Below are 25,597 nucleotides of genomic sequence, written 5' to 3' on the forward strand. Positions count from 1 at the left end.
CAACAAGAAACTAACAACTAAATAATATGTCGCAAACAAAAACGGCACCTTATAAGCCAAAAAATCATATCCGCATTGTAACGGCGGCCTCGCTTTTCGACGGGCATGATGCTGCCATTAACATAATGCGGCGTATCATCCAGTCTACAGGGGTGGAAGTAATTCACCTTGGCCACAACCGCTCCGTGCAGGAAATTGTCGATACGGCCATTCAGGAAGATGCGCAGTCCATTGCCATCACCTCCTACCAGGGTGGGCACGTGGAATTTTTTAAATATATGCACGACCTGCTGAAGGAAAAGGGCGCCGGGCATATCAAGATTTTTGGCGGTGGCGGCGGCACCATCCTTCCCGAAGAAATCGAAGAGCTGCACCAATACGGCATCGACCGTATTTACTCTCCCGACGATGGACGCTCTCTTGGCCTGCAGGGCATGATCAACGACCTGGTAGAGAAAAGTGATTACCCCGTTGGCGGAAACCTGAATGGTGAAGTAAACCAGCTGGAAGAGAAAGACCCGAAGGTGATTGCCCGTATTATTTCCGCGGCCGAAAACTTTCCGGAAGAATCGAAAAAAGTATTGGACCAAATCCACCAAAAGGTGGCTACCAAAACCACGCCTATCCTTGGTATTACAGGAACAGGTGGAGCTGGCAAATCCTCACTTGTCGATGAGCTGGTGCGCCGTTTCCTCATCGACTTTGATGACAAACGCATTGCTATTATCTCGGTAGACCCATCGAAGCGCAAAACCGGCGGTGCCCTGCTCGGCGATCGCATCCGGATGAACTCCATTAATAACGAACGGGTGTTTATGCGTTCGCTGGCTACCCGCCAGAGCAACCTTGCCCTGAGCAAATATGTGCAGGAAGCAGTGAATGTGGTAAAAGCCGCCGGCTACGACCTCATTATCCTCGAAACTTCCGGCATTGGGCAGTCCGATACCGAAATTATCGAGCATTCCGATATGTCGCTCTACGTAATGACACCGGAATACGGAGCTGCCACCCAGCTCGAAAAAATCGATATGCTGGATTTTGCAGATGTAATTGCCCTCAATAAATTCGATAAGCGAGGCGCCCTCGATGCCCTGCGCGATGTAAAGAAGCAGTATAAGCGCAACCATGGCCTCTGGGAGGCAAAGGACGAGGAGCTGCCTGTTTATGGCACCATTGCCTCGCAGTTTAACGACCCCGGCATGAACCAGCTCTACAAAGCCATTATTGATAAACTGGCGGAGAAGACTGGTGCGAATCTGAAGTCAACCTTCGAAATCACCAACGAAATGTCGGAGAAGATTTTCATTATTCCTCCGAAGCGCACCCGCTACCTGAGCGAAATTGCCGAAAGCAACCGCAATTACGATAAAACCGTGGCCGAACAGGCTGAGGTAGCCCAGAAGCTTTATTCCCTGCGCAAGTCTATTGAAACGCTGGAGAACAGCAGCATAGACGATAAAGACCGCCTCATTAAAAAACTGGAAGAAGCTTTTGAGCAGGTAAAGCTCGACCTGGATCCGCGCAACTGGAAGGTGCTCGAAGAGTGGCCCGACAAGGTAAAAAAATACCGCGACATGCTCTTTACCTATAAAGTGCGGAACAAGGAAATCAGCATCGAAACCCACAGCGAAACGCTTTCCCACACACAGGTGCCCAAGGTTGCCCTGCCCCGCTACGAAGCATGGGGCGATTTGCTCAAGTGGAACCTGCAGGAGAACGTGCCGGGTGAATTCCCTTATACCGCCGGGGTATTCCCGTTCAAGCGAAAAGGCGAAGACCCAACCCGTATGTTTGCCGGCGAGGGCGGACCGGAGCGTACCAACCGCCGCTTCCACTATGTAAGCAAGGATATGCAGGCCAAGCGCCTTTCCACAGCCTTCGACTCGGTAACCCTTTACGGCAATGACCCCGATTATCGCCCGGACATTTACGGTAAAATCGGTAACTCCGGTGTTAGCATTTGCTGTCTCGACGATGCTAAAAAGCTCTATAGTGGCTTTAACCTCGCCGACCCGGCTACTTCAGTTTCCATGACCATCAATGGCCCCGCAGCTATCCTGACCGGCTTCTTTATGAATGCCGCTATTGACCAGCAGTGCGAGTTGTATATTAAAGAAAATGGACTGGAAGAAGAGGTAAACCAGAAAATTGAAAATATTTTCAAAGATAAAGGGGCTCAACGCCCCGAATACCAGGGACCGCTACCGGAAGGAAACGACGGCCTTGGCCTGATGCTGCTGGGCGTGACAGGCGACCAGGTTTTGCCAGCTGATGTGTATGAGGAAATTAAAACCCGCACACTGGCTTCTGTCCGCGGTACAGTACAGGCGGATATCCTGAAGGAAGACCAGGCCCAGAATACCTGTATCTTCTCAACGGAATTCTCCCTTCGTCTGATGGGCGATGTGCAGCAGTATTTCATCGATAAGAACGTCCGGAACTTCTATTCTGTGTCTATTTCGGGCTACCATATTGCCGAAGCCGGTGCGAACCCTATTACGCAGCTGGCCTTTACACTGGCCAACGGCTTTACCTTTGTAGAATATTACCTGAGCCGCGGCATGGATATCAATAAGTTCGCGCCTAACCTCAGCTTCTTCTTCTCCAATGGTGTAGATGCCGAGTATGCAGTAATTGGCCGTGTGGCTCGTCGTATCTGGGCCAAAGCGATGAAGAATCTCTACGGGGCCAACGAGCGCAGCCAGATGCTGAAGTACCATATCCAGACCTCCGGCCGCTCCCTGCACGCCCAGGAAATCGACTTTAACGATATCCGTACGACACTGCAAGCGCTCTATGCGATTTACGACAACTGTAATTCGCTGCATACCAACGCTTACGACGAGGCCATTACCACGCCTACTGAAGAAAGTGTACGCCGTGCCATGGCCATTCAGCTGATTATTAACCGTGAGCTGGGTTTAGCCAAGAATGAGAACCCGCTGCAGGGAGCCTTTATCATCGAAGAACTGACTGAACTGGTAGAAGAAGCGGTACTGACGGAATTCGACCGCATTACGGAGCGCGGTGGCGTGTTGGGTGCCATGGAAACCATGTACCAGCGTGGCAAAATTCAGGAAGAAAGCCTTTACTACGAAACGCTCAAGCATACTGGCGAATACCCGATTATCGGCGTAAATACCTTCCTGAGCTCAAAAGGCTCGCCCACAATTATCCCGAAAGAGGTGATTCGTGCAACGAAGGAAGAAAAGGAATACCAGATAGAAATGCTGGGGCGCCTGAAGGATCGCAACCGGGAGCAGGCCGACCGTTTGCTGAATGAGCTGCAGCGCACCGCTATCCAGAATGGCAATATGTTCGAAACCCTCATGGAGGCCAGTAAGTTCTGCTCCCTCGGACAAATTACCAACGCCTTGTTTGAGGTAGGCGGTCAGTACCGGAGGAATATGTAAAGTAGACTGGAGACGTGAGATATGAGAAAAGCAGGCTCGATGAATTTCGGGCCTGCTTTTTTTTCTCCAGATCAAAATTTCTTTTCCCTCTCCAGCTGCGGCCTTTCATACTTGTGAGGCTGAACCGGGACAGGGAGATCAGGCAAGCCAAATTTTTCTTTAACGGTATTATAGTTACTGTAGTCAACAGGCTCCATCCTACCATTATCCATATACTGGGCGGGAACAATTACAATGCGAATTACCCAGTCATCCAGTTCATCAGGACCTAAAGGGGCAGTATAGAGGTTAAAGTTTGCTTCCAGGAATAGTTCAACATCGAAAGTGGTATGATTAAAGTTATAGACCAGTGTTCCTTCCGGCACAAAGGTGGTCTGCGGCAGCTGTCGCCATACATCTACCGGGCCTGCATCGGTATCTACCACATCCCAGAGGGCATACACCAGTACGGCATCTGAAGGAAGGGCTTCATAGCCATTGAAAGGTAGAATGACACCAAAATCATCGGCTGCCCGGAAATCAACATCGGCAAACTCAATAACCAAACCTTCTTCACCAGGATTTCCCTGTGGACCTCTTGGCCCCTGCGGACCGGGAGGCCCTTCCGGCCCTTCGGGTCCGGCACAGGCAGCAAGCAAAAAAACCAAAGCAAGGAAGTAGACTTTATTGAATAGCTTTTTCATCTGGACAGTGGTTGTGGTTTAGGAATAAGAGCAAAGAGATATTGACAGGAGCCAGGTATCTCTTTTAGCAATAGCAAACAAAAAGAATGCCTAAGTAGGAGAAGCAGTTATAAGTTCTCCCCCCACACAATCAACCCACTGTAATCCAGCTCATTAAAAAAAACAAAATTGTGTTACTACACAGCAACAAAAAAGGCCTCCTGAAAAGGAAGCCTTTTAAATATCTGTTTAATAAAGTACAGATTATTCTGCAGTTACATCAGTAAATTCGCTTGGTTCTACAATATTATCAACTACGTGAATAATACCGTTAGAGGCCTCAACATCAGGTTCAAGAATAAGTGCTCCTCCTATGTATACTTCTGTACCATCTAAACGAGTCTCCACCGGAATCTCATTTTCGGCAGCAGATTCAATAATCTGTGTTGTATTAAAAGCAGCTGAATAAACTTCGGTTGGTAAAATATGACGCTGAACGAAGAGCATTAACTCTGTTCTGTTTTCAGGGGCCATCAGGTAATCAAGCTTTCCAGCTTCGAGTGTTTCAAAAGCTGCATTGGTAGGAGCAAGAATGGTTACAGGATCTGCCAGTTTTATTGAAGGCTCCAGTCCTGAAAGCTCCACCAGCTTGACAAAGGTCGATAAATTATCTTCCATTTTGGCAAGGGCCAGTACATCATACTGTTCAGTATCATCCATATCTTCGAACATATCTTCATATGCAATGTCATCATTCGACACCTCTTCTACCTCATCCACGAGTTCGACACCTTCGATAGGATCTCCTTCCACAACAGCATCATCGGTACCCTCATCTGTACTTGCACAACTAAAAAGGGTCATTGCCATTATGGCCATTCCTGTTATTGGTTTTAAAAAAGTTCGTTTCATAGCTAAAAATTATGGTTAAATTAAAAAATTCAGTTTACTCTACTAAACCATACGGATTGTAGCAGAAAATGTTAAAAAGGATAAACACCCACTTTAAACCTATAGTAGGGATGTCCTTGAAAAATTTAAAAGAAGCAGCTTTATTTTTCCTTCATGCTGGCAAGGCCTGCGACTTTTTCTGCAATTGCCACGTACTGCTCTTCCTGCAATAAGTGGCTGCCATTTACCTGGTGCATTTGTTCGGGTGCCAGCCGGGCCAACTGCTCTACTTCCTTGCCATACCGCTCGTACCGGAGACCGGGATCATCCATTCCCCAAATCGCCTGCACCGGGTAAGGCACATTCTGAACCGCCTTTCGGCACCGGGCTGCATACTCTTTTGATTTGTCAAAATTCCGCATCACTTTTAGGAAGGCTTTTCCTCCATCCTCCCGTTTTAGCAGGTCAACATAGGCATAAATTTCTTCTTTAGGTATACCATCGGCATTTGCCACTCCTACGCCTTTGAAGGCTGCATACCAGCTAAGGTGGGTAAGCGCTGCCAGCTGGGCTTCTCCAATTACCGGCACTTCGAAAGGCCGCATGGGTAAGGGTTTTTCAAACTGGTCGACCTCAATCCATGTATTCAGAATAGTAAGAGAAAGAATTTTTTCCTGAAGTTCGGCGGCCATTCCAAAACCAACCGGCCCACCAATATCGTGCACCACCAAATGAAAGCGCTCCAGTCCAAGGGCCTCAGCAAGCATGGCGCAGAAGCGGGCATAAGAAGGAAAGGAGTAGTCGAAATCACCGGGGCGCGTCGACAACCCAAAGCCGGGAAGGTCGACTGCTATTGCCCTGAAGCCACGGGTAGCGAGGGCTGGCAATACTTTTCTGTACAGAAAAGAAGAGGTAGGAACACCATGGATACAGAAAACAGCCTCCTGAGGGCTTTCTTTTCCCGCAAAACCCGCTTCCAAAATAAAAGTTTCCACCCCTTCTACATCAATATACCTGCCCGATGCCCGGTGTTTTTCAATTACCTGCTCAACCGAAGAATTACTCATAATGGAAGGATTATATTTGGAACAAAAAGGCTTTAGCCGGATGAAGGCGATTGTCCTGCTGATTTATTTTAATGCTACGTATCCCTTCATGACTGGTTGCAGCATAGAGCAAGGTATGAGTAAGCAGTTACCGCAGCGATAAAACATTCTTGCTCTTTAGGTTAAGCCGGATGAAGTGATGATTCTCCTTATCTCCGGCTAAAAGCATAAAGCTTCCTCCTCCTGTTTCAATGCCAGAGCGTGGAATAACAGAGAGCTTTAGCCTATTCAGCTCCGGAACCGGTTCTTTCCTCAGTCTGCCATTTCGGTCCACCTTCACAAGTACAGTTTCTGAACGGTTAACAGGTTTTAATCCTTTCCCGCCTTCTCTTTCCGCTAAAAAAGAATAGTTGTTAAATAGCAGGCAAATCTCATCCTGAAATTCTCCTGCCATGTAAGAGGCGTAAAGACCGCTGTCGTCCTGAGAATATTGCCGCTTTCCTATCTTCTGCGCCCATTCAATTTCCCCTTTCTTGCTCATGCTTACCAGCAACACATCCTTATAATTATAAAAATAGTTGGTCTCTGATTTAGCACCACTTTGCCGCTGATTTACCCGGGTGGTGGTAGTAAGGCTGTACTGCTCCCCGAGCAAAAGAATACTGCCGTCTTTTCTCAATACAAGCTCATGGAGTTCGAAGTCGGAGCGTTTTAATTGATGGGCTCCATCAAAAGGAACCACCTGGGGTAAACCCAGCTCAGAAAGGCTTTGCGATTCAAAGGTTTGTGGAACAAAATCTGCTGCAAAGGCCATATTACTTTTCGAAGTAACTTCATTGGTAAGGCCATTAATCCGGAAAAAATAAGCTCCTTTTACATCCGTACTTCCTTTATCTGCATAAAAGCCTCCTCCTATTAAGTTTTGCTGATGGTCTGTTGTAATTTTAATTTCCGTTAAAAACTTACCAGGCAGTTCAATACCGTACCTGTGCAGTTCGCTCCCGCTATTCTTATAAGCCAGCAGATGGTACTGGTAAGAGGTGCGGCTTTTATCTCCATTCCGGAATAAAGTATTCAGCAGGTACACATTTCCGGAATTATCGAGGTGATACTGTACGGTGGAGAACCTTCTTAAAGGAAAAGGCAAACAGTTTTCTTTATGCCAAAGCCGCTCCAGTTCCTGGTTCAGCACATACAGGTTAAAGTTTTGCCGCTCGAGCTTTTCGGATAGATGAGAATAAAGCAGAAGAAGCTTGCTTTTATCTTTTGAGCGGCTCCAGCTAAAAAAGCCATCTTTTTTTCGGTTATCGACTTCTGCAATTTTCTTCCACTCTCCTTCCGGCTTCAGTTCCAATTTATTGATAGGCCTTGCGAAAAGAAGCTCTTTGCCGCTTGCCTCGTCAGTAGCCGAAGCAAAAAGAAAAAGACTATCTTTTAGCTGAACCAGAAACTGAAAAGAAAGACGCTCTCCCCCCTTTTTTACTCTTAGTTTTTCTTCTTTTACCTCCTGAAGGTCCTCATTAAAATACTGGAGATACAGGTGATAAGGCTCCTGCCGGAGAAAACCAAAAGAACGTTTCATTTTTTTCTGGAGCACGATAAAACCACCATCATCCTGTCCCACTACCGTCCGGAGCGACTTTCGGTCTGATTTTTTCAAGGCACCACCAATGGAAACCTCAAAGCCTGGCTGATTTTCCTGAGCATATGAAACAAAAGGGAATAAAAAAAATAGCAGTAACAGTATAGACTTATAGTTATACATATTGGGCCTGATTAAGATTAAAAAATGGCTATATAGCTTACTAACCGTTACAGTATAAGATTGTTAGCGAAAAATATTAATTTCCTTTTCTTATTTTTTTATCTTCCAATATTCCTTTGAGTTACCTATAAGGTTTCCCTAACTTCTTCCACCTGTCTATTTAACCCTTTTCTTCCACCTGGGCTGGGGTTAATCTTCTTCCGCCTGCCGGTTTATTATATTTCTTCTTCCAAAACCTTTCGCTGCTCATACTCTTTTAAGAGTGTAAAAAGACGCAAAAAACATGCTTAAAACTCCTAAACCCGGCAGTGCCCGCAGTTGGCTTATAGCCATTTTTCTTATCCTTTTGATTCTCGGCTGGTCTCTTTTTCACTTCTGGATGCCTTGATTGCTCTGTTGCAGGCTTTAATACAAAACCTTTCTGCTGCCCCTTCGCTGATATTTGTCAAATTACCTGCTTTTTTTGCTGTCAACCACCAGAAAGTAATACCTGAATGGAGGCAATGAGGGACTTACCGTTTCTTTTTCCCTGTTGAGCAGGAAGCGTCTGAAAACAAAAATGGAGCAACAGAGTATAATTCAGGAAGAATTCTTGTAATATTAGTCCTGAATTAAGAAAAGTGAACTTACTTTTTTCTTTGTAACTTTCCTCAAACAAGCTTTAAAAGCATTACTAAAGCAGTAGCGGTATGGATATTATTAATTCTGCAGGAAAATGGCTGATGAAGAAGCGTCTTCATCAGATAGAACATTTTATGCAACATCCGGAAGAAGCACAGCGCCAGGACCTGCAATACCTGTTAAAAACTGCCAGAAACACCACCTATGGGAAGAAGTTCCGCTTCGATCGGGTAAGGAATGTTCAGGAATTCCAGGAACAGGTACCCCTTACCACATACGAGGATCTTTTCCCTTATATTCAAAGGCAACTAAAGGGCGAGCAGAATGTGCTCTGGCCCTCTCCTATAAAATGGTTTGCCAAATCATCCGGCACTACCAGCGACAAAAGCAAGTTTATTCCGGTTTCGCAGGAGTCTCTCGAAGGCTGCCATTACAAAGGCGGCAGAGACATGCTGGCGCTTTACATCCGCAATTATCCGGACACTAAGATTTTTACCGGTAAAAATCTTTCTGTAGGCGGCAGCCAGGAAAACAGCTTTTCCGACAAATCTGCCCCTGTACATACGGGAAATATCTCGGCCATCGTGATGCAAAACCTGCCTTTCTGGGCCCAGTTTTCGCGTACACCCGGGCTGGATATTACCATGATGAATAACTGGGAAGAAAAAGTTAAAAAAATAGCCGAAATCACCTCCCGACAAAAAGTAGCCAGTATGGCCGGCTCTCCAATGTGGATTCTTTTGCTGCTTCAGTACATGATGAAAAAGCAAAATGTCCAGTACATTCAGGAAATATGGCCGGAGCTGGAAGTCTTTTTTCATGGCTCTGTTTCCTTTACACCTTACCGTCCGCTTTTCCAGCAAATCGACCGTGGCGAAAGCCTCCGGTACATGGAAATTTATAATGCGACAGAGGGCTTTTTCGGACTGCAGGACCAGCCGCACGATACCGCCATGCTGCTCATGTTAAATTATGGTATTTTTTATGAATTTATTCCGGCCGAAGATTTTAACAATGAACACCCACGGGTACTTACGCTGCAGGAAGTAGAAGCCGGCAAAAATTATTCTTTAATTATCTCTACCAGCTCCGGCTTATGGCGTTACAAAATCGGCGATACCGTTCGGTTTACTTCGGTACGACCTTACCGCTTTACCATTAGCGGGCGTACGAAACACTGTATTAATATTTTTGGTGAAGACCTTTTTATAGAGCATGCAGAAAAAGGCCTTGCGGCTGCCTGCAAAGAAACAGGGGCTGTAATCGAAAATTATACCGCCGCTCCCCGCTATTATGGCAAAGGGGAGAAAGGCTGCCACGAATGGGTAATAGAATTTGTACAGCCACCACATGACCTGCCGGTTTTCACTAAAATTCTGGACAAAGCCATCCAGGAGGTTAATGAAGATTACTTTGAAAAAAGAAAGGGTAATACTGCCATTGAAGAACCGGTAGTGAGAGAGGCCGCACCCGGTACTTTTTATTCATGGCTGAAAAAGCACGACAAGCTGGGCGGGCAGCATAAAATCCCTCGTTTATCGAATAGCAGGGAATTGGTCGAAGAGCTGTTAAGCCTGCAGCCGGAAAAAAGGGAAGTAGGATAAACTGAACTCCTGATAAGATTTATGCTACTCCTGTGTATGGTTTAATTTAAAGAAAACTGAAAATGAAAAACTTAGGGAGCCTTTTAATAATATTTAAATAATCCGGAGGTATAGACGCTCTGGCTTTCGGGCACCAGGCCAGGCAGAAGGATAGCAGTAGTGGACAGGATAAAACAAGCCACGAACATAAGCCCTCAGTGAGTACAGCATCTAAATTATTTTTTACAGTACCGATCTGTAAGGCTTTTAACACTTTTACTTATTCAAGAGGATCTATTCCTGTTCTACTACAGTTTTTGTCCTTCCCACATACCGCTTACAGAATTTCCCTTTACAGCACAAAAATCCTTTTTTACTTTTCAGGTAAATTTTTAGCTTATGAAACGTCAATTCAACCTTACTCTCATCGCATTTTTCCTTTTTACCGGCTTTTGCCTGGCACAGGAAAATAAGTACCAGTACCAGGTGGACCTAACCCAGGTACAAAACGACCAGCTTCAGGTAAACCTGGATGTACCGGATATTGAACAAAAAGAAATCACCTTTCACCTCCCCGCCATTATTCCTGGCACTTACCGAATCAGTAATTTCGGTGAGTTTGTCAGCGACTTAAAAGCGTATGACAAGAAAGGGCGCCTCCTTCCGGTCGAACAGGTAGACACCAACACCTGGAAGATCAAAAAAGCCCAAAAGCTGGAGCGCCTTTCTTATTTGGTAGAAGATATTTTCGACACTCAGAAGGAGAACAACATTTACTATATGAGCGGAACCAATATCGCCGCCAACGAAAACTTTGTTATCAACCCCTTCGGTTTCTTTGGTTATTTCGAGAATATGCGGGAAATTCCTTTTGAGGTAAGTATTACCAAACCCGAAGGCTTTTATGGCAGCACTGGTCTGATACCGGAAAGCACCTCCCCCACCACGGATGTTTTTCTTACGCAGGATTACGACCGCCTGGCCGACTCGCCAATTATGTACAACAAGCCGGATACGACCATTATTCAGGTTGGAGATGCCGAAGTGCTCGTATCGGTTTACTCGCCAAACGGACTGGTAAAATCTGAGTTCCTGGCCCAGAAGTTCGACAAGCTTTTACAGGCCACCAAAGATTATTTAGGAGGCGAGTTGCCGGTCGACAAATATGCCTTTCTGCTTTACTTCGAACCCCCAATGACGGCCCGAAACGACCGTGCCGGAGCATTGGAACACAGCTACTCAAGTTTTTATTACCTGCCGGAGTACCCACAGGAGCAAATGGCTCCCCTGCTGGTCGATATTGCTGCCCATGAATTTTTTCATATTGTAACGCCTCTTACCATCCACAGCGAAGAAATTGAAGACTTCAATTTTAATGAAGCTAATTTAAGTAAACACCTCTGGCTATACGAAGGGGTTACCGAATATGCCTCTGACCATATACAGGTGCGCCAGAACCTTATTCCACCGCCGGAATTCCTCAACCGGCTGGCGGAGAAAATAAACAATTCGAAGCGCAATTATATCGATACCCTGGCCTTTACCGAACTCAGCGAATATGCAGCAGACAAATACAGCGACCAGTATGGCAATGTGTATGAAAAAGGAGCTTTAATTGCGGCCCTTCTGGATATTAAGCTGCTCGAACTGAGCAACGGAAGCATGGACCTGCAGGACCTTCTGGCAAAACTCTCGGAGCGGTACGGCAAGAACAAACCCTTCGATGATGAACGCCTGTTTGAAGTAATTGGCGAACTCAGCTACCCCGAAATTGAAGAATACCTTGAACGTTATGTGGGAGGTACTGAAAGCCTGCCTTACGAAGAAATATTTGCAAAAGTAGGTGTTGAATATGTGCAGGAGCCTCCACAGCAGGTAGCTACGCTTGGACAGGTAAACATTGGATTCAATCAGGAACAGGGCCGGCTGGAAATTGCCAACACCAGCCAGATGAATGCATTTGGCAGAGCTATTGGTTTTGAAACCGGCGACCTCCTTCTTCGCCTGCAGGGGCAGGACATTCTTCCGCAAACGGCCCAGGCACTGCTGGAAGATTATGCCACCAACACCGAGGAAGGAGATACGGTAGAAATTGTAGTAGGCAGAGCGAATGAAGCTGGAGAATATGAAGAAGTAACCCTCAGAGCCCCGGCGCAGCTGGTTACCACCGAAGGTTCCTATAGCTTGAGGATGATGGAGAATCCTACCTTCGAGCAGATGAAACTGTTTAACCAATGGACTCAGGCCAGTCCTGTTACAGCCAGGCCGGAAGATGTGGCTTCGGTCGATGCAATTGTAAACACGCTCTACGAGGTTATTTCAGGCCCTGCCGGCGAACGGAACTGGGAACGCTTCTATTCACTCTTTAAGCCGGACGCCCGCATGTCGGCCATTGCAGCCCAGCCCGGTCGTACTCCTTATGTGGTAAGTATGACTCCGGAAGAATACCAGGAAAAGAATGCACCATTTTTTATGGAGAGCGGTTTTTTTGAAGAAGAAATTGGCCGGGAGGTAGATCAGTTTGGCGAAATGGCCCATGTATGGAGCGCCTATCAGTTTAAAGTTCAGGAAGAGAGCGAACCTGCCCAGCGCGGCATCAACAGCATTCAACTGGTTTTCGACCAGGGGCGTTGGTGGATTAACAGCCTCCTCTGGAACAGCGAAACACCGGATAATCAAATTCCGGAAGAATTGCTTGAAGAGCAGGAAGAAGAATAAACGCTGCTGATTCTCCGAGGGAATCAATAGCGGATTTTAAAAAACGGTAGCTCTAGTGAACATGTTCCTGGGGCTACCGTTTTTTATTTCCCACCACCTTCTTCGGCCGGAGTTTCCCTCTACTCAAGATAAGCGTTGCTTACCTGGAGGGTAAAACATTCTTCTCCTTATAGGCACATCGTTCCCTCTTACCACTTCCCCAACTTCTATTCGTCATTTGGCAAACAAAGCAAGTTTACTATTTCAACAAAAAGCCGGCACCGGTTATCATGCCAATAGGGGCCTTTTAATCCCTTAAACCGTAAATTCCTTCACTTCACCAGAAGAACTTGTAATATTCAACATAAAACTGTCCAAAAAAGCTTGCAATAACTCTTTACTTTTATCCTTAAATCAAAATCGAGCCAAAATGAAGCTAAAGCTGAGAGGGAAACTCACCTTATCAATTACTGCTGCTTTCTTAATTACATATATAGTTATTGCAGGCTATATTATCATCAATACCCAGCAAAAAGCCATCGATGATGCCAAACATATAGCCAAACAGTATGCACTCCGGAATGCCAACGAGTCGAAAGCTTTGCTGATGCGCGACCTTGGAGTGGCCAGTGCCATGGTGGCAGACATAAAGGAATATTTCGATACCAGCGACAGCATCAGGAGTGAAGCCATTCTCCGACTGTTAACTGGTATCGCTACTCATGATGAGCGCTACCACAGCAGCTGGGTAAGCATCGAGCTCAATGCAATTGACCCTTACTGGGGCAAGAACCATGGCCGAAAGCGGTACACAGTCTACCGGAATAAAGATTTCGTGGTAGACTCCCTCAACCTCGACCAGGATAATGCAGGAAGCCTTTACCACACCTTAAAATTGTCGAAAAAGGAAGAAATTACCGACCCATATTACTTCAGCGAATACTCTTCTATTAAGCAGGACGATGTATTTGGCACCTCGGTTTGTGTGCCCATTATTGTAAATGGTTCTTTTGCCGGCATTGCAGGCATGGACCTGTCCCTGAACAATTTTGATTTTATCACCGACATCAAGCCCTACGAAAGTGCTACCACCTTTCTGGTATCTAATAACGGTACCATCGTGGCACACGAGAACAAAGACATAATCGGCAAGAACATTGAAGAGGCACTCGCGATTGGGCAGGAAGGGCTAAGCCAAAGTATTAGCAAAGGCCGGTTCAGTTCCTTTACCAGCCAAATCAACCAGGAGGAGGCCTACATTACCTTTGCTCCGGTTCCCTTAGGAAGCTCCGACCACCCCTGGGCCTTAGGCACTATTGTTCCTATGGAGAATATGACCAAAGCGACAGACCGGGTACTATACTATTCCCTTGCCATGAGCCTTGCCGGCTTGCTCATCCTTTTCCTGCTCGTGCGCTTTATTGCAGGCCGTATTATCAAACCTATCCTTAGCACCAGTAACCTGCTGAAAGAACTTTCTGAGGGCAAGGTAAATAAAGAGAAAAAATTAAGCATTGATCGGGACGATGAGCTAGGTGAAATGGCCGGCTCTCTCAACGTATTAGTCGACTCACTGGAACAGAAAGTAGCGTTTGCCACTGACATAAAAGAAAATAAGCTCGATTCCGATATAGGCGAAATAAGTAAAGAAGATGCGCTCGGAGTAGCGCTCCAGCAAATGCGCGAAAGTCTTAAAAAGAATAACGAGCAAAACCGCATCAGGAACTGGTTTACACAGGGAGTAGCAGAGTTCTCCGATGTTCTGCGCTACAATAATGACGATACCGGCCAATTCTATTTTACTATCATACAAAACCTGGTTAAATACCTGAAAGCAAACCAGGGAGGAATCTTTTTACTGAATGAAGCAGAGGAGGGGGAAAAACACCTCGAACTGATGGGGGCTTACGCCTTTGAAAGAAGAAAATACATTGAAAAGAAAATAGAAATCGGGCAGGGAATTATCGGGCAGTGCGTGCTGGAGGCCGATACCATTTATCTTGAAGAGATTCCGGCAGATTATATCCGCATAACATCCGGCCTTGGCGATGCTCCCCCCCGCTCCATTTTAATTGTACCCTTAAAACTCAACAATGATGTAATGGGGGTTGTAGAGCTTGCGTCCTTCCACCCATTCAGCAAGCACGAAATTGAATTTGTAGAAAAAGTGGGAGAAAGCATCGCTTCTTTTATCTTTTCTTATAACATCACCGTAAGGACGAAAAAGTTACTGGAAGAGTCGCAGGAGCAGGCTGAACAAATGCGTGCACAGGAAGAAGAAATGCGGCAGAACATTGAGGAGCTGGAAGCCACACAGGAGGCTATGCATCGGGTGCATACCGACAGCCTGCGTAATGAGGCCCTGCTGAAAGCCATCATGGAAGGAACTGATGATGCCATTCTGGCCATTGACCAGGACTATACAGTTGTTGCCTTAAATCCTAGAATGCAACAGCACATTACCGGGCTAAATACAGGTTCTTACCTGCTTCAAAAGCTGGAGGGAAACCAGGCGCAGTGGGAGGCCCAGTTCCAAAAAGTATTTGCAGGCCAGAAGCAATTCTTCAGTAACGAAAAGGGAGACTCCTATCACCTGCACCCGGTAGCCAACGATAAAGGATTGGTGGAGTTTTGCTTACTCATAAGCCGTAAAGCAGAAGCCGCTTTGCAGGAGGGCTAAGAGAAGCCTACCCGGTTTTCTATTATCATTATACCAATAGAGCCGCCTGCACTGAAACAGGCGGCTCTATTATTTTTTAATACCATTCCTTACTGCTTTTTGTAGTAATTAATTACAGCCCCAACAGCTTGTTCAGAAATGAGCCGACAACAGTTAACAGAAGCTTGTTAAAAAAATCCCTTAGCTGTCTTCAGCCAGAAAACGATCAGCAGAAGAAAAATAACCTCCTCAAAGCGAAGCCAATAGAAAAAATAGCCAATTGAAATATCTTTTCCGGAAAAGGAAAGTTTTTCCTTGGGAACAAAACAAAAAGCAGCAGCGGAGGTTCTACTGAGGAATGCACGTTCAAGCCATAAGTTCAGTGGTTGTGCAGTGGAATTGAATGGCTAAACAGTCATTTTTTACTTAACCTCATTTATTAACTTTTATTTTTATTATGAACACTTTTTCCAAAAACACCAAAGCACTATTTGCGCTCTTCCTGAGCTGCTTACTGGTTGTCGGTTGTGAGGATGACACTCCTCCGGTTGTTGAAGAGGACCCGGCAACTATTACCCTAATTGATCCTACCGAAGGGCCTGTTGGTACCCAGGTGGAGATTATTGGTACAAATTTTGGCACCGATGCCGATGTCGAAGCAGTTGATTTTAATGGTACTGCAGCCACTGTTACAAGCGTAACCGACGAATCTATTCTGGTAACCGTTCCGGAAGGAGCCACCACGGGCCCTGTAACCATTGTGGTAAGAGGCGAAGAAATTGAAGGCCCTGATTTTACCGTAACTGAAGAAGGAGCAGAACCAGTAGAAGCTGTAATTACTGAAATCAATCCTGTTGAGGGCTATGTAGGTGCCGAAGTAATCATTACCGGAACCGGTTTTGGCGAAGAGCTAACTGACCAGGTTGTAATGTTTAACGGGGTGGAAGCTCCTATCAGTGCTTTAACTGATGAAGAAATAATTGTACTGGTTCCAGAGGGCGCCACTACAGGCCCGGTTACCTTTACAATGGGTGATATGACAGTTGAAGGTCCGGAATTTACTGTACTGGAGGATGAAACCGAGCCAGGGGTCACTTCCATGTCTCCAACAGCCGGTCCTGTAGGCTCTACTGTCACTATCTTTGGCGCCGGCTTCGGCCAGGACGTGGCAAATGTCGCTGTTAGCTTTAATGGTACTGATGCTGAAATTACTTCAGTAACAGATAAAGAAATCATAACTGTTGTACCTGATGCGGCTACTTCAGGTATGGTTACCGTTACGGTAGGCGACGCCACATACGAAGCAGGTGAATTTACCGTAACAAGTGGCGAAACCGGCATATACTATGGAACTGGTTTCGATGGCGATGCGGAAGAACTCATTGACACCTTAGGGCAGGCATTTCTTTACGAAGGTGGCGGTCTTAATGGAGAAACTGTTCTTCGCTTAACTCCTGCCAAAAGTGACCGTACCGGAGCTGCCTATTATGGCGCTAAAGTAGATGTTGAAGGAGGTTTTGAAACCACTTTCGACTTCCGGATTTCCAGACCAGGCAAACCGGAAGGTGTTGAAGGTGAAACAGGTGCAGATGGTTTAGCCTTTATTATCCAGGGAGAAGGACCGGATGCGCTGGGCTCCCGTGGTGCTGATATGGGCTACGGTGGCATTACCGATGCTGTGGTAATTGAATTCGATACTTATATGAACGCAGCAGATGAAGATCCAAACGGAAACCACATAAGTGTTCAGGCTAGTGTTGGCGGCCCGGGTACTCCCGTTCATGCCGACCCTAACTACCGCCTGGCGCAAACTACCAACGCAACTCACCCTGACCTGCCACAGTTCATTGGCAACGAAATGTCTTCTCACACAGCCAGAGTGGTATATACTCCAGCAACTGAGTTCGAACCAGGTTTACTGCAGATTTGGGTAGACGGTATGGTGGCTCCTCTTGAAGTAGCAATAGACCTTTCAGATTATATTGCGCTGGAAGAGGGAAAAGCCTTTGTAGGATTTACTGCTTCAACAAACCACGTATATGGCTGGGAGGCACACGACATCCTTAACTGGAGCTTTACTCCACTTGGCGAGTAATTAATTCTCTCTTAACATAGTTTAATTAGCAAAAAGCCTCTGCAGGGAAATCCCTCAGAGGCTTTTTTGATTTATTCGTTTGCCAGGTATTTTCTCTTCTCCTTACCTGCCAAACTGTTTTCAATTCACACCCGAATCAGAACCTCCTTTCTGTAGGCTTAACGCAATGGCACAATTATTGAACGGTCCACTTGTAAGAAGAATTTCACAGAGCAATGGTTGCTACATTGGATTTTGTATGAAAAAGATAATTGTCTTTCTATTTACAGGAATTATGTTACTTGCACAGGAGGTAGTGGCAGCCCCTGCCGAGGCTCGTTTCATGGCCTCAAAAAATGAGCGGATTCAGCTTATAATTGATGGCGATTTAATTAACCTCACCCCTCTTTCAGAAGTGTATATCAGAGAGCGGCCGGGGAAGCACCGGGTGCATATAAAAGTATTTGATCGCTGGGGAAGGGTAAAGATGATTTATACAGACGAGGTGCTCCTGCGCCCTCACAGCCGAAACAGCTTTATTCTGAAAACGCACCCCTTTAAAGGGAGCAGCTTACTGCGTATAGCTCCGGAACCCTACCACGAAAAAATCAGAAGACCAGGGGCGCGAAAAGACTATCCTGAAGCAAGGAGAAGCTTGTTAAATGACGAAGAGTACCACCAGCTACTGGACCAGCTGAAATATCAGCAAAATGACCAGGCAAAGCTACACCTGGTTAAAAGCAGACTAAAAAACAAGTTACTGTATGCGGCTGATGTACAGGAGATGCTGTATCAGTTTTCATTTGAACAAAGCCGGCTCCATCTGGCAAAATGGGCCTACAGGCACGTAACCGATCCTGAGAATTATGAAGTGGTTTACAAAGCCCTTCGCCTGGAGGCAAGTCATATTCAGCTCGAAAACTTTATTTCCCGAAGCCACTCCAATCAACGGATTCGCTAAGGATTTAACCTCTCTTTATCCCTGAAAAGGATGAAAGAAATAAAGCCTGCTACAAAGAACTTGCAGCAGGCTTTATTTCTTTCATCTAACAAAATCAATCTATTAAATTACCCGAATAAAAAAGCATCTACGATAGAGCCAACCAGTGCTATTATTACAGCCAGGATTAGCGAAGGTGTAAACCCTTTTGTATTAAAGCCATTGCTCATCTGGTCAGCTATTTCAATAATAATAGCATTGACCACAATCCGGATAATAAAGCCGAGACCGGTAAAATAGAATAGCCCCAGGGTGGCAATATTCAGAATGAGGGTTAACAGCCAGCCGATTAAGAAGCTGAGCAGTCCAATTACAAGGGCCACTATAATAGCCGTTTTAAAGTTTCTCATTTGAACGGAAGACATCATTTTTGCCGCCACCAGCAGCACCAATGCGTCCACCACAATGTGAACAAGCCATTGTATCATAGTTAAGTAGGTTTGGTTTCCACAATAGAACGGATAAACAGGTTTACAGTTTGCTCAAAAAAATATTCACCTCTATATTTGAAAAAAGTACAAGATGAAAATAAGCACCCGCTTCCTGGCAGAAAAGGAATGGGAGGTCCGGAACGAAAGCGGAAACCTCCTGCCCGTGGACATGTATCCTGAAGGAGAAAAGAAGGCCTTCTCTCCCATGCAACTTGTTTTAGCTGCCACCGGGGCCTGCGCTGCAGTAGACATTGTTCAAATCCTGAAGAAGAAAAGAAAAACAGTGCTGGATCTCCGGATAGAAAGTGAAGGAACGCGAAGAGAGGAGCTTCCCCGCAGGTTCACCCATCTCCACCTTCACTTTATTCTTTACTCTCCCAATACTTCTTCGGAAGAGCTTGAAAAGGTGGTAGCATTGGCAATAGAAAAATATTGCTCCGTTTCCGCTTCCCTTGCGGCCGACATTGAGCTAAAATATACCGCTGAAGTCTTAGAACAGCTATCCTAAAGAGTTTCCCGCTCAAGGCCCAAAAGAGTAAAAGAACAGAAACCTGCTGTAAATTAGCCTACAGGCTGTACCTTTGCCTGAAAAGATGAGAGTTGTAAAAGAATATATGCGCCCGCAGTGCAAAGTCACCATTTTCCAGTGGAATGGTAAATACCTTGTTAAACTGGAAAAAGGGCTTATCGAGCAAACCTATAAAATACCTGAGCTGGACTTAACAAGCGAAGCTGAACTGGAGGCCATCCTTAGCGAAAGCTTTATGCAGAAAGCCGAAAAAAGATTCTCTGAGATGATGCAGGACCTGCAGACTGCCATTCAGGAGGCACTTTAAGCAAGATTTACTTTACTGGTCGGGCCTCTTCCTTATTCCTCACCTTTTCGAAGGTAACGGTTACCCCTGTGCCCTTTCATCGACCAGGTTCGTTTTATGCGATTGCCTGAACAGGTCACTATTCGGGCTACAGCATGAAAATTGTTAAAAAGCGGCGGTTGGTCCGGAAGAAGCGCTTCGGATCGTCCATTTGCTCAACAGGATCCTTTGAACAGTCAATAATAAAGTGCTTAATATGCCTGTTCAGCAGAATAGTGGCTTTTTCTTCACTATAAAAACAAAGGATAACCTTTTCCGGAATGGCAGAATTTTTTCCCTGACCTCTATCATAAACCAATCTGTAAAGGCGGCTCTTAATCTTTAGCACTCCAAACCTGAAGATGCTCTGGTTTAAGCATTAACCCAAGCACTTCCCCAGGCTTTGCTGTATAATAGCCTGGCTGGTAGCAACTAATAATTAGTATCTCGCCTATAAGTATACTCGTTTCGGAGTGTATACCGCTAAAAGACATACTTTTTACCACCCCCAACAGGTGAGACTCCTTTTCCGCCATTACCTGTACCACATCCGGCCGTATACCCACCACACTGCCTGCCGGGAGCTTTTGCAGAAAATCCAATGCATCTCCTTTCAGTACCTCCATCAACACTTCCTTCTTAACCAGGTTGATTTTGCCGAAAAGCCGGGCTACTTCCGGTGAGGCGGAGCGGTAGTACACTTCCCGGGGAGATCCCTGCTGCACGAGTTTTCCCTGCTCCAGCACCCAGAAGCGATCTGCCAGCGGAAGAGCATCTTTGGGATCGTGGCTTACCAGGATGGCGGCTATACCCTGCTCGCGAATATAGCTGAACAGCTTTTCTTTGATATCTTCCTTTAGCGGCGGGTCGAGGTTACTGAAGGGCTCATCGAGCAGGAGAAGTTCGGGTGCTTCGGCAAGTGTGCGGGCGAGGGCCAGCCGTTGTTTTTCGCCGCCCGATAACTGCTCAACAAAAGTATATGCCAGCGCGCCCAGGTGGCAAACTTCCAGCAGCTCCAGTGCCCGTTCCTGCTGTTCTTCGGGGTGAAGGTGACGGAGCTTCTGCGCTACATTTTCGTATACCGAAAGCCGGTGTGCCAGCTCAAAATCCTGATGAACAATCCGGATGGAAGGATGTCCGGCTACCAACTGCTGCGAAGGCCCGGCAACCGGCATTCCGCGAAAAAGAATAGTCCCGGCCGATGGCTCCTCTAAACCGGCCAACAGGCGTAGAAGAGTTGTTTTACCAGATCCACTGCTTCCTACCAGTCCTACTATCTCTCCTTCGCCAAGCGAAAGGTTCATCTCCTGCAAAATGTCTTGCTCTTTGCCCTCGAACCGTTTCCGGAGCTGCCGAATTTCTATCATTATTAACTGTTCTTCCTTTTCAGTCCACTATATTACTGGTGCACAGCAGTGCATTCTGCTTCCTCCTGAGCTTAGCGGCTCTTTAAACCATCGCGGTAAAGAAACAGAAAAACCAGCAGGACTCCCAACAACATTAACCCGATGCTAAGGGTATACTTCGTTTGCTGCCAATGGTACGCTTCAATTTTGGTAAGCAGGCAAGGATCAGCCGCCTGCAGCTCTTTTTCCCATATTTCCAGCTTCTGGTAACTTTCCTGCTCAAAGGGAAAAGTATAATTTCCCTGCTTGTTTGTTGCAAATACAACCCTTGCAAAGCTACCTCTCTCCCCTTCCACTTCCAGTATTTTTTCTTCATTATTGCCTATTTCCAGGCTATAAACTACCTGAGCAGAGCAGTCGGAGCCTGAGAAAAAGTACAGAATACCCTTTTTGCCGGTATAATTGATAGCGCTTACTTCAACCGGATTAGAGTAGAGACTAAACTGTGAAAAAAGAGCGATGCCTGAGAGTAAAAGTGCAAAGAAAAGGCCAGCCCCTGCAAACAACTTTCTGCGAATGGGGTGCTTCAGGAAAAGAAAAACAATCAGGAGCAGGTAAACTGCCACGGTGGTCCAAAGAAGATAATCTGCCATTGTACTTTTTAGCTTTTACGCCCAAAGGGCTAATATTACGGAAAAACAGTTCCTGCGCCTTAAAGTTTTTTATCTTTTTACCTTCCATACAGAACAAAGCCAGCTCCTGCTGTCGTGCTCTTTTGTAACTTTGCATATGTTCTTCTTCCTGTCAAAAACCATTACCTACCTTATTCTACCGGTGCCTTTGCTGGCTATCTGCCTGCTGGTCTTTCTACTGGTTCGCAGGCGCCCTATTAAAAAACTGGCGCTTATCGCTTTTACAAGTCTGTTCTTTCTCTTTACCAATCCGTTTATCGCCAACCAGCTCATGCAGTGGTGGGAGGTGCCTGCCACTCCCCTGCAGGCATTTGACCAACCTCATGAGCTGGCAGTTATCCTCACCGGGGTAACCGCCGCCGACCGGGAGCCGCAGGATCGGGTGCACCTGCAGAAGGGAGCCGACCGCATTATGCATACACTACAGCTATACAAGCTGGGCCTTGTCGAGAAAATATTGATCAGCGGTGGCTCCGGCAAGCTGATGGGAGAAGCAGAAAGAGCCGAAGCCGCAAAGATAAAGGAGGTACTCCTCCTCAGCGGCATGGCGGAGGAAGATATCCGGACAGAAGAGCGCAGCCGGAATACCCATGAAAATGCCCTGTATACCGCCGAATGGCTGGAAGAGAACAACATGGAAGATCACCCCTTTCTCCTGGTTACCTCTGCCTTCCATATGCGGCGCTCTATGGGCTGTTTCCGGCAGGCAGGCCTCCATCCTATCCCTTACAGTACCGACTTTTATTCCGATGAACAAGAGTATACCCCTGATAGTCTCTTTATTCCTTCGGAAGAGGCTTTAGTCAACTGGACGAAACTTATTAAGGAATGGGTTGGGTACATTATGTATGATGCGATGGGCTACCTCTGAGCAGTCCTTATTTTACCCAGATGGTTTTCTGGTTCATGAACTCACGGATACCCAGGTATGATAGCTCCCGCCCGTAGCCCGAATGCTTTACGCCGCCAAAGGGCACGGCCGGATCGCTGGCCATCATTTTATTGACATATACCGCTCCGCTATTGATCTGCCGGGCAACATACTGCCCCCGGTCCCGGTCGTTTGTCCATACGGAGCCACCCAGGCCATAGATGGAGTTATTGGCCAGTTTAATAGCTTCCTTTTCGTTCTTTACCTCGAAAACAGAGGCAACAGGGCCAAACAGTTCGTCTTTAAATGCCGGGCTACCTTTTTTGATTTCGGTTAAAATGGTAGGATTAAAAAAAGCACCTTCCATTTTAGGCCTGTCACCTCCTAGCACTACTTTGGCACCTTTTTTCACCGTTTCTTTTACCTGCTCCAGTAACTCATCTGCCAAATCCTGCCGTGCCATCGGGCCATAATCATTATCCTCATCGGTCGGATCGCCAATTTTAAGGGCAGCCATCTTTTCACGGAACAGCTCGAGGAAATCATGGTACACCTCTTTAAGCACGATAAAGCGCTTGGCCGCAATACAGCTCTGCCCGTTGTTTACCATTCGGGCTTTTACTGCTTCTGTAGCTGCCATTTCCAGGTCAGCATCTTCCAGTACTACAAAGGGATCGCTGCCTCCTAGCTCCAGCACGGTTTTTTTGATGTTTCTCCCGGCCCTTTCGGCCACCTTACTGCCAGCTTCTTCGCTTCCTGTAAGGGTAACAGCCTTTATAGACGGATTATCAATTATTTTATTGATTTTACTGCTACCGACCAGCAGGCTTTTAAAAACATTTTCGGGCAGGCCAGCCTTCAGGAAAATCTCTTCCAGCGCCATACTTACCTGTGGCACATTAGACGCATGTTTTAAAACGCCTGCGTTGCCAGCCATTAGATTAGGAGCGGCAAAGCGAATAACCTGCCAGTATGGAAAGTTCCATGGCATTACCGCAAGTACAGGCCCTATAGGATCGTAGGCGATATAGGCCTCTCCCTCCTCTACCGGGAGCGTTTCGTTTTGCAGGAACGATTCTGCATGTTTGGCAAAATAGCGGCAGCAGGCAGCGCACTTCTTTATCTCGGCATGGGCCTCTCGTTTTACTTTACCCATTTCCAGGGTCATCAGGTAAGCATAATGCTCAATGTCATCTTCCATTACGTCGGCTGCCTTCTCCAGAACAGCCGCCCTTTCCCGAAAGGAGGTCTCCTTCCAATCCTGGTATGCTTTTTCTGATTCTCTGAGCACCTCCTTAACTTCTTCGTCGGTGGCCTCCTCAAATTGTTTAATTACTTCGTTTGTATATGGATTGATTGATTGTATACTCATAAAAAGTGCGGTTGGTAAAAAATGGTGCTTATTACGCACCCTAATTTACAAACAAAACACCAGCCCGTATAAAAGGTTTTTTGATTATTCAAACAGCGATTAGAGCCATTCATACTCCCTAAAACAAAGAAAAATGCCACCAGCAGGATTACCCTACTGTAGCAACAAAAGTTTATAGGCTGTTTCCGGAAGGACTCCTGTTAATAATAGAACAAAAAATCCCTCCTGCAGAACAGAAGGGACTCTATTTATCTTCAACAGAAGTTAGCTTCCTTTATTTAAACTCCTTAATCGCCTCGCCTAAATCATAAACGACTGCATCCGGGAGCAGGTTTTCCAGAATGCTGAAGCCGGCTGCCGAGCGATATCCGGCTGCACAATGCACCATCACGGGTTTATCGACCGGAACTTCCCCGGCTCTTTCGCGAAGCTCGTGAAGCGGGATGGCCTGTGCCTGTTCAAAAATTTTACCCTCCTGCACTTCGCCTGCGTTTCTGACGTCCAGGATGTGATAGCCATCCTTATTCGCTTTAAAGTGCTCCAGGTTAAGGAAACGGCTATGGGCCTCTCCAGGCTTGTCTGCCACCATAGCTCCTTTTATATTACCTTCATAGCCTATCTTGGCCGATTTTCTTATCAGGCTCTCCAGTGTTTCTTCATCATCGGCTATCAGGTAAAAGGGTTCATCAGGCCCGACAATACTCCCCAGCCATGTTTCGAATTTAAGGCCATCCATCAGGTTAACAGAACCTGGTAAATGGGCATTCTTATACTGCAGCTGGTCGCGTGAATCGATAATTAACACGCCCTCTTCCAGTTTTTCATCAGCCGTTAAGCGGGTAACCTTTGCAATACTCTCCTTAAAAGGGGCCGCGCCTCGTTTATTGAGCTCCACACTGTTTTTGAAGTATTTTGGAATGAAAGGCTGATCTTCCAGCAGATTGTTGACAAACTTCTCCTCCGGCATCTCCTGCAGGGCATAATTGGTATCCAGTTCACGCCCAATGGTGCTGCTAAGGTCGGTGCTGAGGTTCTTCCCGCATAAGGAGCCTGCTCCGTGTGCTGGGTACACCAGCACATCGCGCTCCAGCTGCATAAGTACATTTCGGGTGGAGTGGTACATTTGCCTGGCCAGGTGCTCCCGCATGCTTTCCATCTCTCCTCCTTTTTCGCGCAGGTCCGGGCGGCCTACATCTCCCACAAAAAGCGTATCGCCGGTAAAGATAGAGTGCTGCTGCCCTTCTTTATCCATTACCAGAATGCTGATGCTGTCGGGCGAATGGCCGGGGGTATTATAAGCCTCCAGCGTCAGCTCCCCTATTTTCAGGCTATCGCCTTTGTCGAAGCCTTTGTGCGGGTAAAGGGCTCCTATTTTGCTGCTGGCATAGATGGTGGCACCGGTATGCTGGTGAATTTCCAGGTGGCTGCTGATAAAATCGGCATGAGGGTGTGTTTCAATAACAGCCACAATTTTCGCCTGCTGATCCCGGGCGAAGTCATAGTAGGGCTGGGGGTCACGGGCAGGATCCACCACGGCCATTTCTCCCTTGCTCACCACAGCGTAAGAAGCATGAGCAAGACCTTTATCGTAAATCTGATGTATCTTCATATCTAAAAAAT

At 46.4% G+C, this 25,597-nt stretch carries 19 protein-coding genes; 9 read left to right on the plus strand and 10 right to left on the minus strand.

From position 1 onward, the window contains the following. Nucleotides 1-26: 26 nt before the first annotated feature. A complete protein-coding gene (locus F752_RS0109495; protein WP_017731494.1) occupies nucleotides 27-3,413 on the plus strand; it encodes a methylmalonyl-CoA mutase family protein in 3,387 nt (1,128 codons plus the stop codon). A gap of 71 nt (nucleotides 3,414-3,484) precedes the next feature. Here the strand turns inward: F752_RS0109495 and F752_RS26240 are convergent, their stop codons facing one another. The 4 genes from F752_RS26240 to F752_RS0109515 form a co-directional block, all read right to left on the minus strand. Next, complete coding sequence (locus tag F752_RS26240) at nucleotides 3,485-4,096, minus strand: hypothetical protein (RefSeq protein WP_017731495.1); 612 nt, start codon at nucleotides 4,094-4,096, stop codon at nucleotides 3,485-3,487. 243 nt (nucleotides 4,097-4,339) lie between these two features. Next, on the minus strand, nucleotides 4,340-4,987 hold the full coding sequence (locus F752_RS23805; RefSeq protein WP_081604541.1) for a fasciclin domain-containing protein: 648 nt from the start codon (nucleotides 4,985-4,987) through the stop codon (nucleotides 4,340-4,342). 140 nt (nucleotides 4,988-5,127) lie between these two features. Next, nucleotides 5,128-6,033 (minus strand): alpha/beta fold hydrolase, encoded by a 906-nt coding sequence (locus F752_RS0109510; RefSeq protein WP_017731497.1) that lies wholly within the window; start codon nucleotides 6,031-6,033, stop codon nucleotides 5,128-5,130. Nucleotides 6,034-6,160: 127 nt separating this feature from the next. Beyond that, entirely contained in the window at nucleotides 6,161-7,777 is a 1,617-nt protein-coding gene (locus F752_RS0109515) for a hypothetical protein (protein ID WP_017731498.1), read from the minus strand. 689 nt (nucleotides 7,778-8,466) lie between these two features. Between F752_RS0109515 and F752_RS0109530 the strand changes: the two genes are divergently transcribed. From F752_RS0109530 to F752_RS0109555, 5 genes are all read left to right on the plus strand, one after another. Beyond that, the gene (locus tag F752_RS0109530) at nucleotides 8,467-10,002 is read left to right on the plus strand and encodes a GH3 auxin-responsive promoter family protein (RefSeq protein WP_017731501.1); all 1,536 of its coding nucleotides are present in this window, start codon (nucleotides 8,467-8,469) and stop codon (nucleotides 10,000-10,002) included. A gap of 378 nt (nucleotides 10,003-10,380) precedes the next feature. Continuing rightward, the gene (locus tag F752_RS0109535) at nucleotides 10,381-12,699 is read left to right on the plus strand and encodes a M61 family metallopeptidase (RefSeq protein ID WP_017731502.1); all 2,319 of its coding nucleotides are present in this window, start codon (nucleotides 10,381-10,383) and stop codon (nucleotides 12,697-12,699) included. Nucleotides 12,700-13,108: 409 nt separating this feature from the next. Then, nucleotides 13,109-15,358 (plus strand): cache domain-containing protein, encoded by a 2,250-nt coding sequence (locus F752_RS25305; protein ID WP_017731503.1) that lies wholly within the window; start codon nucleotides 13,109-13,111, stop codon nucleotides 15,356-15,358. A gap of 436 nt (nucleotides 15,359-15,794) precedes the next feature. Further along, nucleotides 15,795-17,432 carry an IPT/TIG domain-containing protein gene (locus F752_RS0109550; protein WP_017731505.1) on the plus strand — a complete coding sequence of 546 codons (1,638 nt, stop codon included), beginning with the start codon at nucleotides 15,795-15,797 and terminating at the stop codon, nucleotides 17,430-17,432. A gap of 238 nt (nucleotides 17,433-17,670) precedes the next feature. Continuing rightward, entirely contained in the window at nucleotides 17,671-18,372 is a 702-nt protein-coding gene (locus tag F752_RS0109555) for a DUF4476 domain-containing protein (protein ID WP_160164103.1), read from the plus strand. Nucleotides 18,373-18,479: 107 nt separating this feature from the next. Here the strand turns inward: F752_RS0109555 and F752_RS0109560 are convergent, their stop codons facing one another. Then, nucleotides 18,480-18,839, minus strand: a complete 360-nt coding sequence (locus tag F752_RS0109560; protein ID WP_017731507.1) for a phage holin family protein — start codon at nucleotides 18,837-18,839, stop codon at nucleotides 18,480-18,482. Between the two features lie 94 nt (nucleotides 18,840-18,933). Here F752_RS0109560 and F752_RS0109565 point away from each other — a divergent pair, with 94 nt between their 5' ends. Both F752_RS0109565 and F752_RS0109570 read left to right on the plus strand, forming a co-directional pair. Next, entirely contained in the window at nucleotides 18,934-19,350 is a 417-nt protein-coding gene (locus F752_RS0109565) for an OsmC family protein (RefSeq protein WP_017731508.1), read from the plus strand. Between the two features lie 85 nt (nucleotides 19,351-19,435). Then, the gene (locus F752_RS0109570) at nucleotides 19,436-19,678 is read left to right on the plus strand and encodes a hypothetical protein (protein ID WP_017731509.1); all 243 of its coding nucleotides are present in this window, start codon (nucleotides 19,436-19,438) and stop codon (nucleotides 19,676-19,678) included. A 127-nt stretch (nucleotides 19,679-19,805) separates the two neighbouring features. Here F752_RS0109570 and F752_RS0109575 read toward each other — a convergent pair whose 3' ends face one another. From F752_RS0109575 to F752_RS0109585, 3 genes are all read right to left on the minus strand, one after another. Then, nucleotides 19,806-20,015, minus strand: a complete 210-nt coding sequence (locus F752_RS0109575) for a hypothetical protein (protein WP_017731510.1) — start codon at nucleotides 20,013-20,015, stop codon at nucleotides 19,806-19,808. Between the two features lie 16 nt (nucleotides 20,016-20,031). Continuing rightward, nucleotides 20,032-21,063: an ABC transporter ATP-binding protein gene (locus F752_RS23815; protein ID WP_017731511.1), complete on the minus strand. Its 1,032-nt coding sequence runs from the start codon at nucleotides 21,061-21,063 to the stop codon at nucleotides 20,032-20,034. 71 nt (nucleotides 21,064-21,134) lie between these two features. Next, nucleotides 21,135-21,695: a DUF423 domain-containing protein gene (locus tag F752_RS0109585; protein WP_017731512.1), complete on the minus strand. Its 561-nt coding sequence runs from the start codon at nucleotides 21,693-21,695 to the stop codon at nucleotides 21,135-21,137. Nucleotides 21,696-21,831: 136 nt separating this feature from the next. Here F752_RS0109585 and F752_RS0109590 point away from each other — a divergent pair, with 136 nt between their 5' ends. Then, nucleotides 21,832-22,605, plus strand: a complete 774-nt coding sequence (locus tag F752_RS0109590; RefSeq protein ID WP_017731513.1) for a YdcF family protein — start codon at nucleotides 21,832-21,834, stop codon at nucleotides 22,603-22,605. Nucleotides 22,606-22,612: 7 nt separating this feature from the next. Here the strand turns inward: F752_RS0109590 and F752_RS0109595 are convergent, their stop codons facing one another. Then, on the minus strand, nucleotides 22,613-23,977 hold the full coding sequence (locus tag F752_RS0109595) for an NAD-dependent succinate-semialdehyde dehydrogenase (protein ID WP_017731514.1): 1,365 nt from the start codon (nucleotides 23,975-23,977) through the stop codon (nucleotides 22,613-22,615). A gap of 274 nt (nucleotides 23,978-24,251) precedes the next feature. Then, nucleotides 24,252-25,586, minus strand: a complete 1,335-nt coding sequence (locus tag F752_RS0109600) for an MBL fold metallo-hydrolase (protein ID WP_017731515.1) — start codon at nucleotides 25,584-25,586, stop codon at nucleotides 24,252-24,254. Nucleotides 25,587-25,597 lie beyond the last annotated feature (11 nt).

The sequence above is a fragment of the Nafulsella turpanensis ZLM-10 genome, from assembly GCF_000346615.1.
Lineage (GTDB): Bacteria > Bacteroidota > Bacteroidia > Cytophagales > Cyclobacteriaceae > Nafulsella > Nafulsella turpanensis.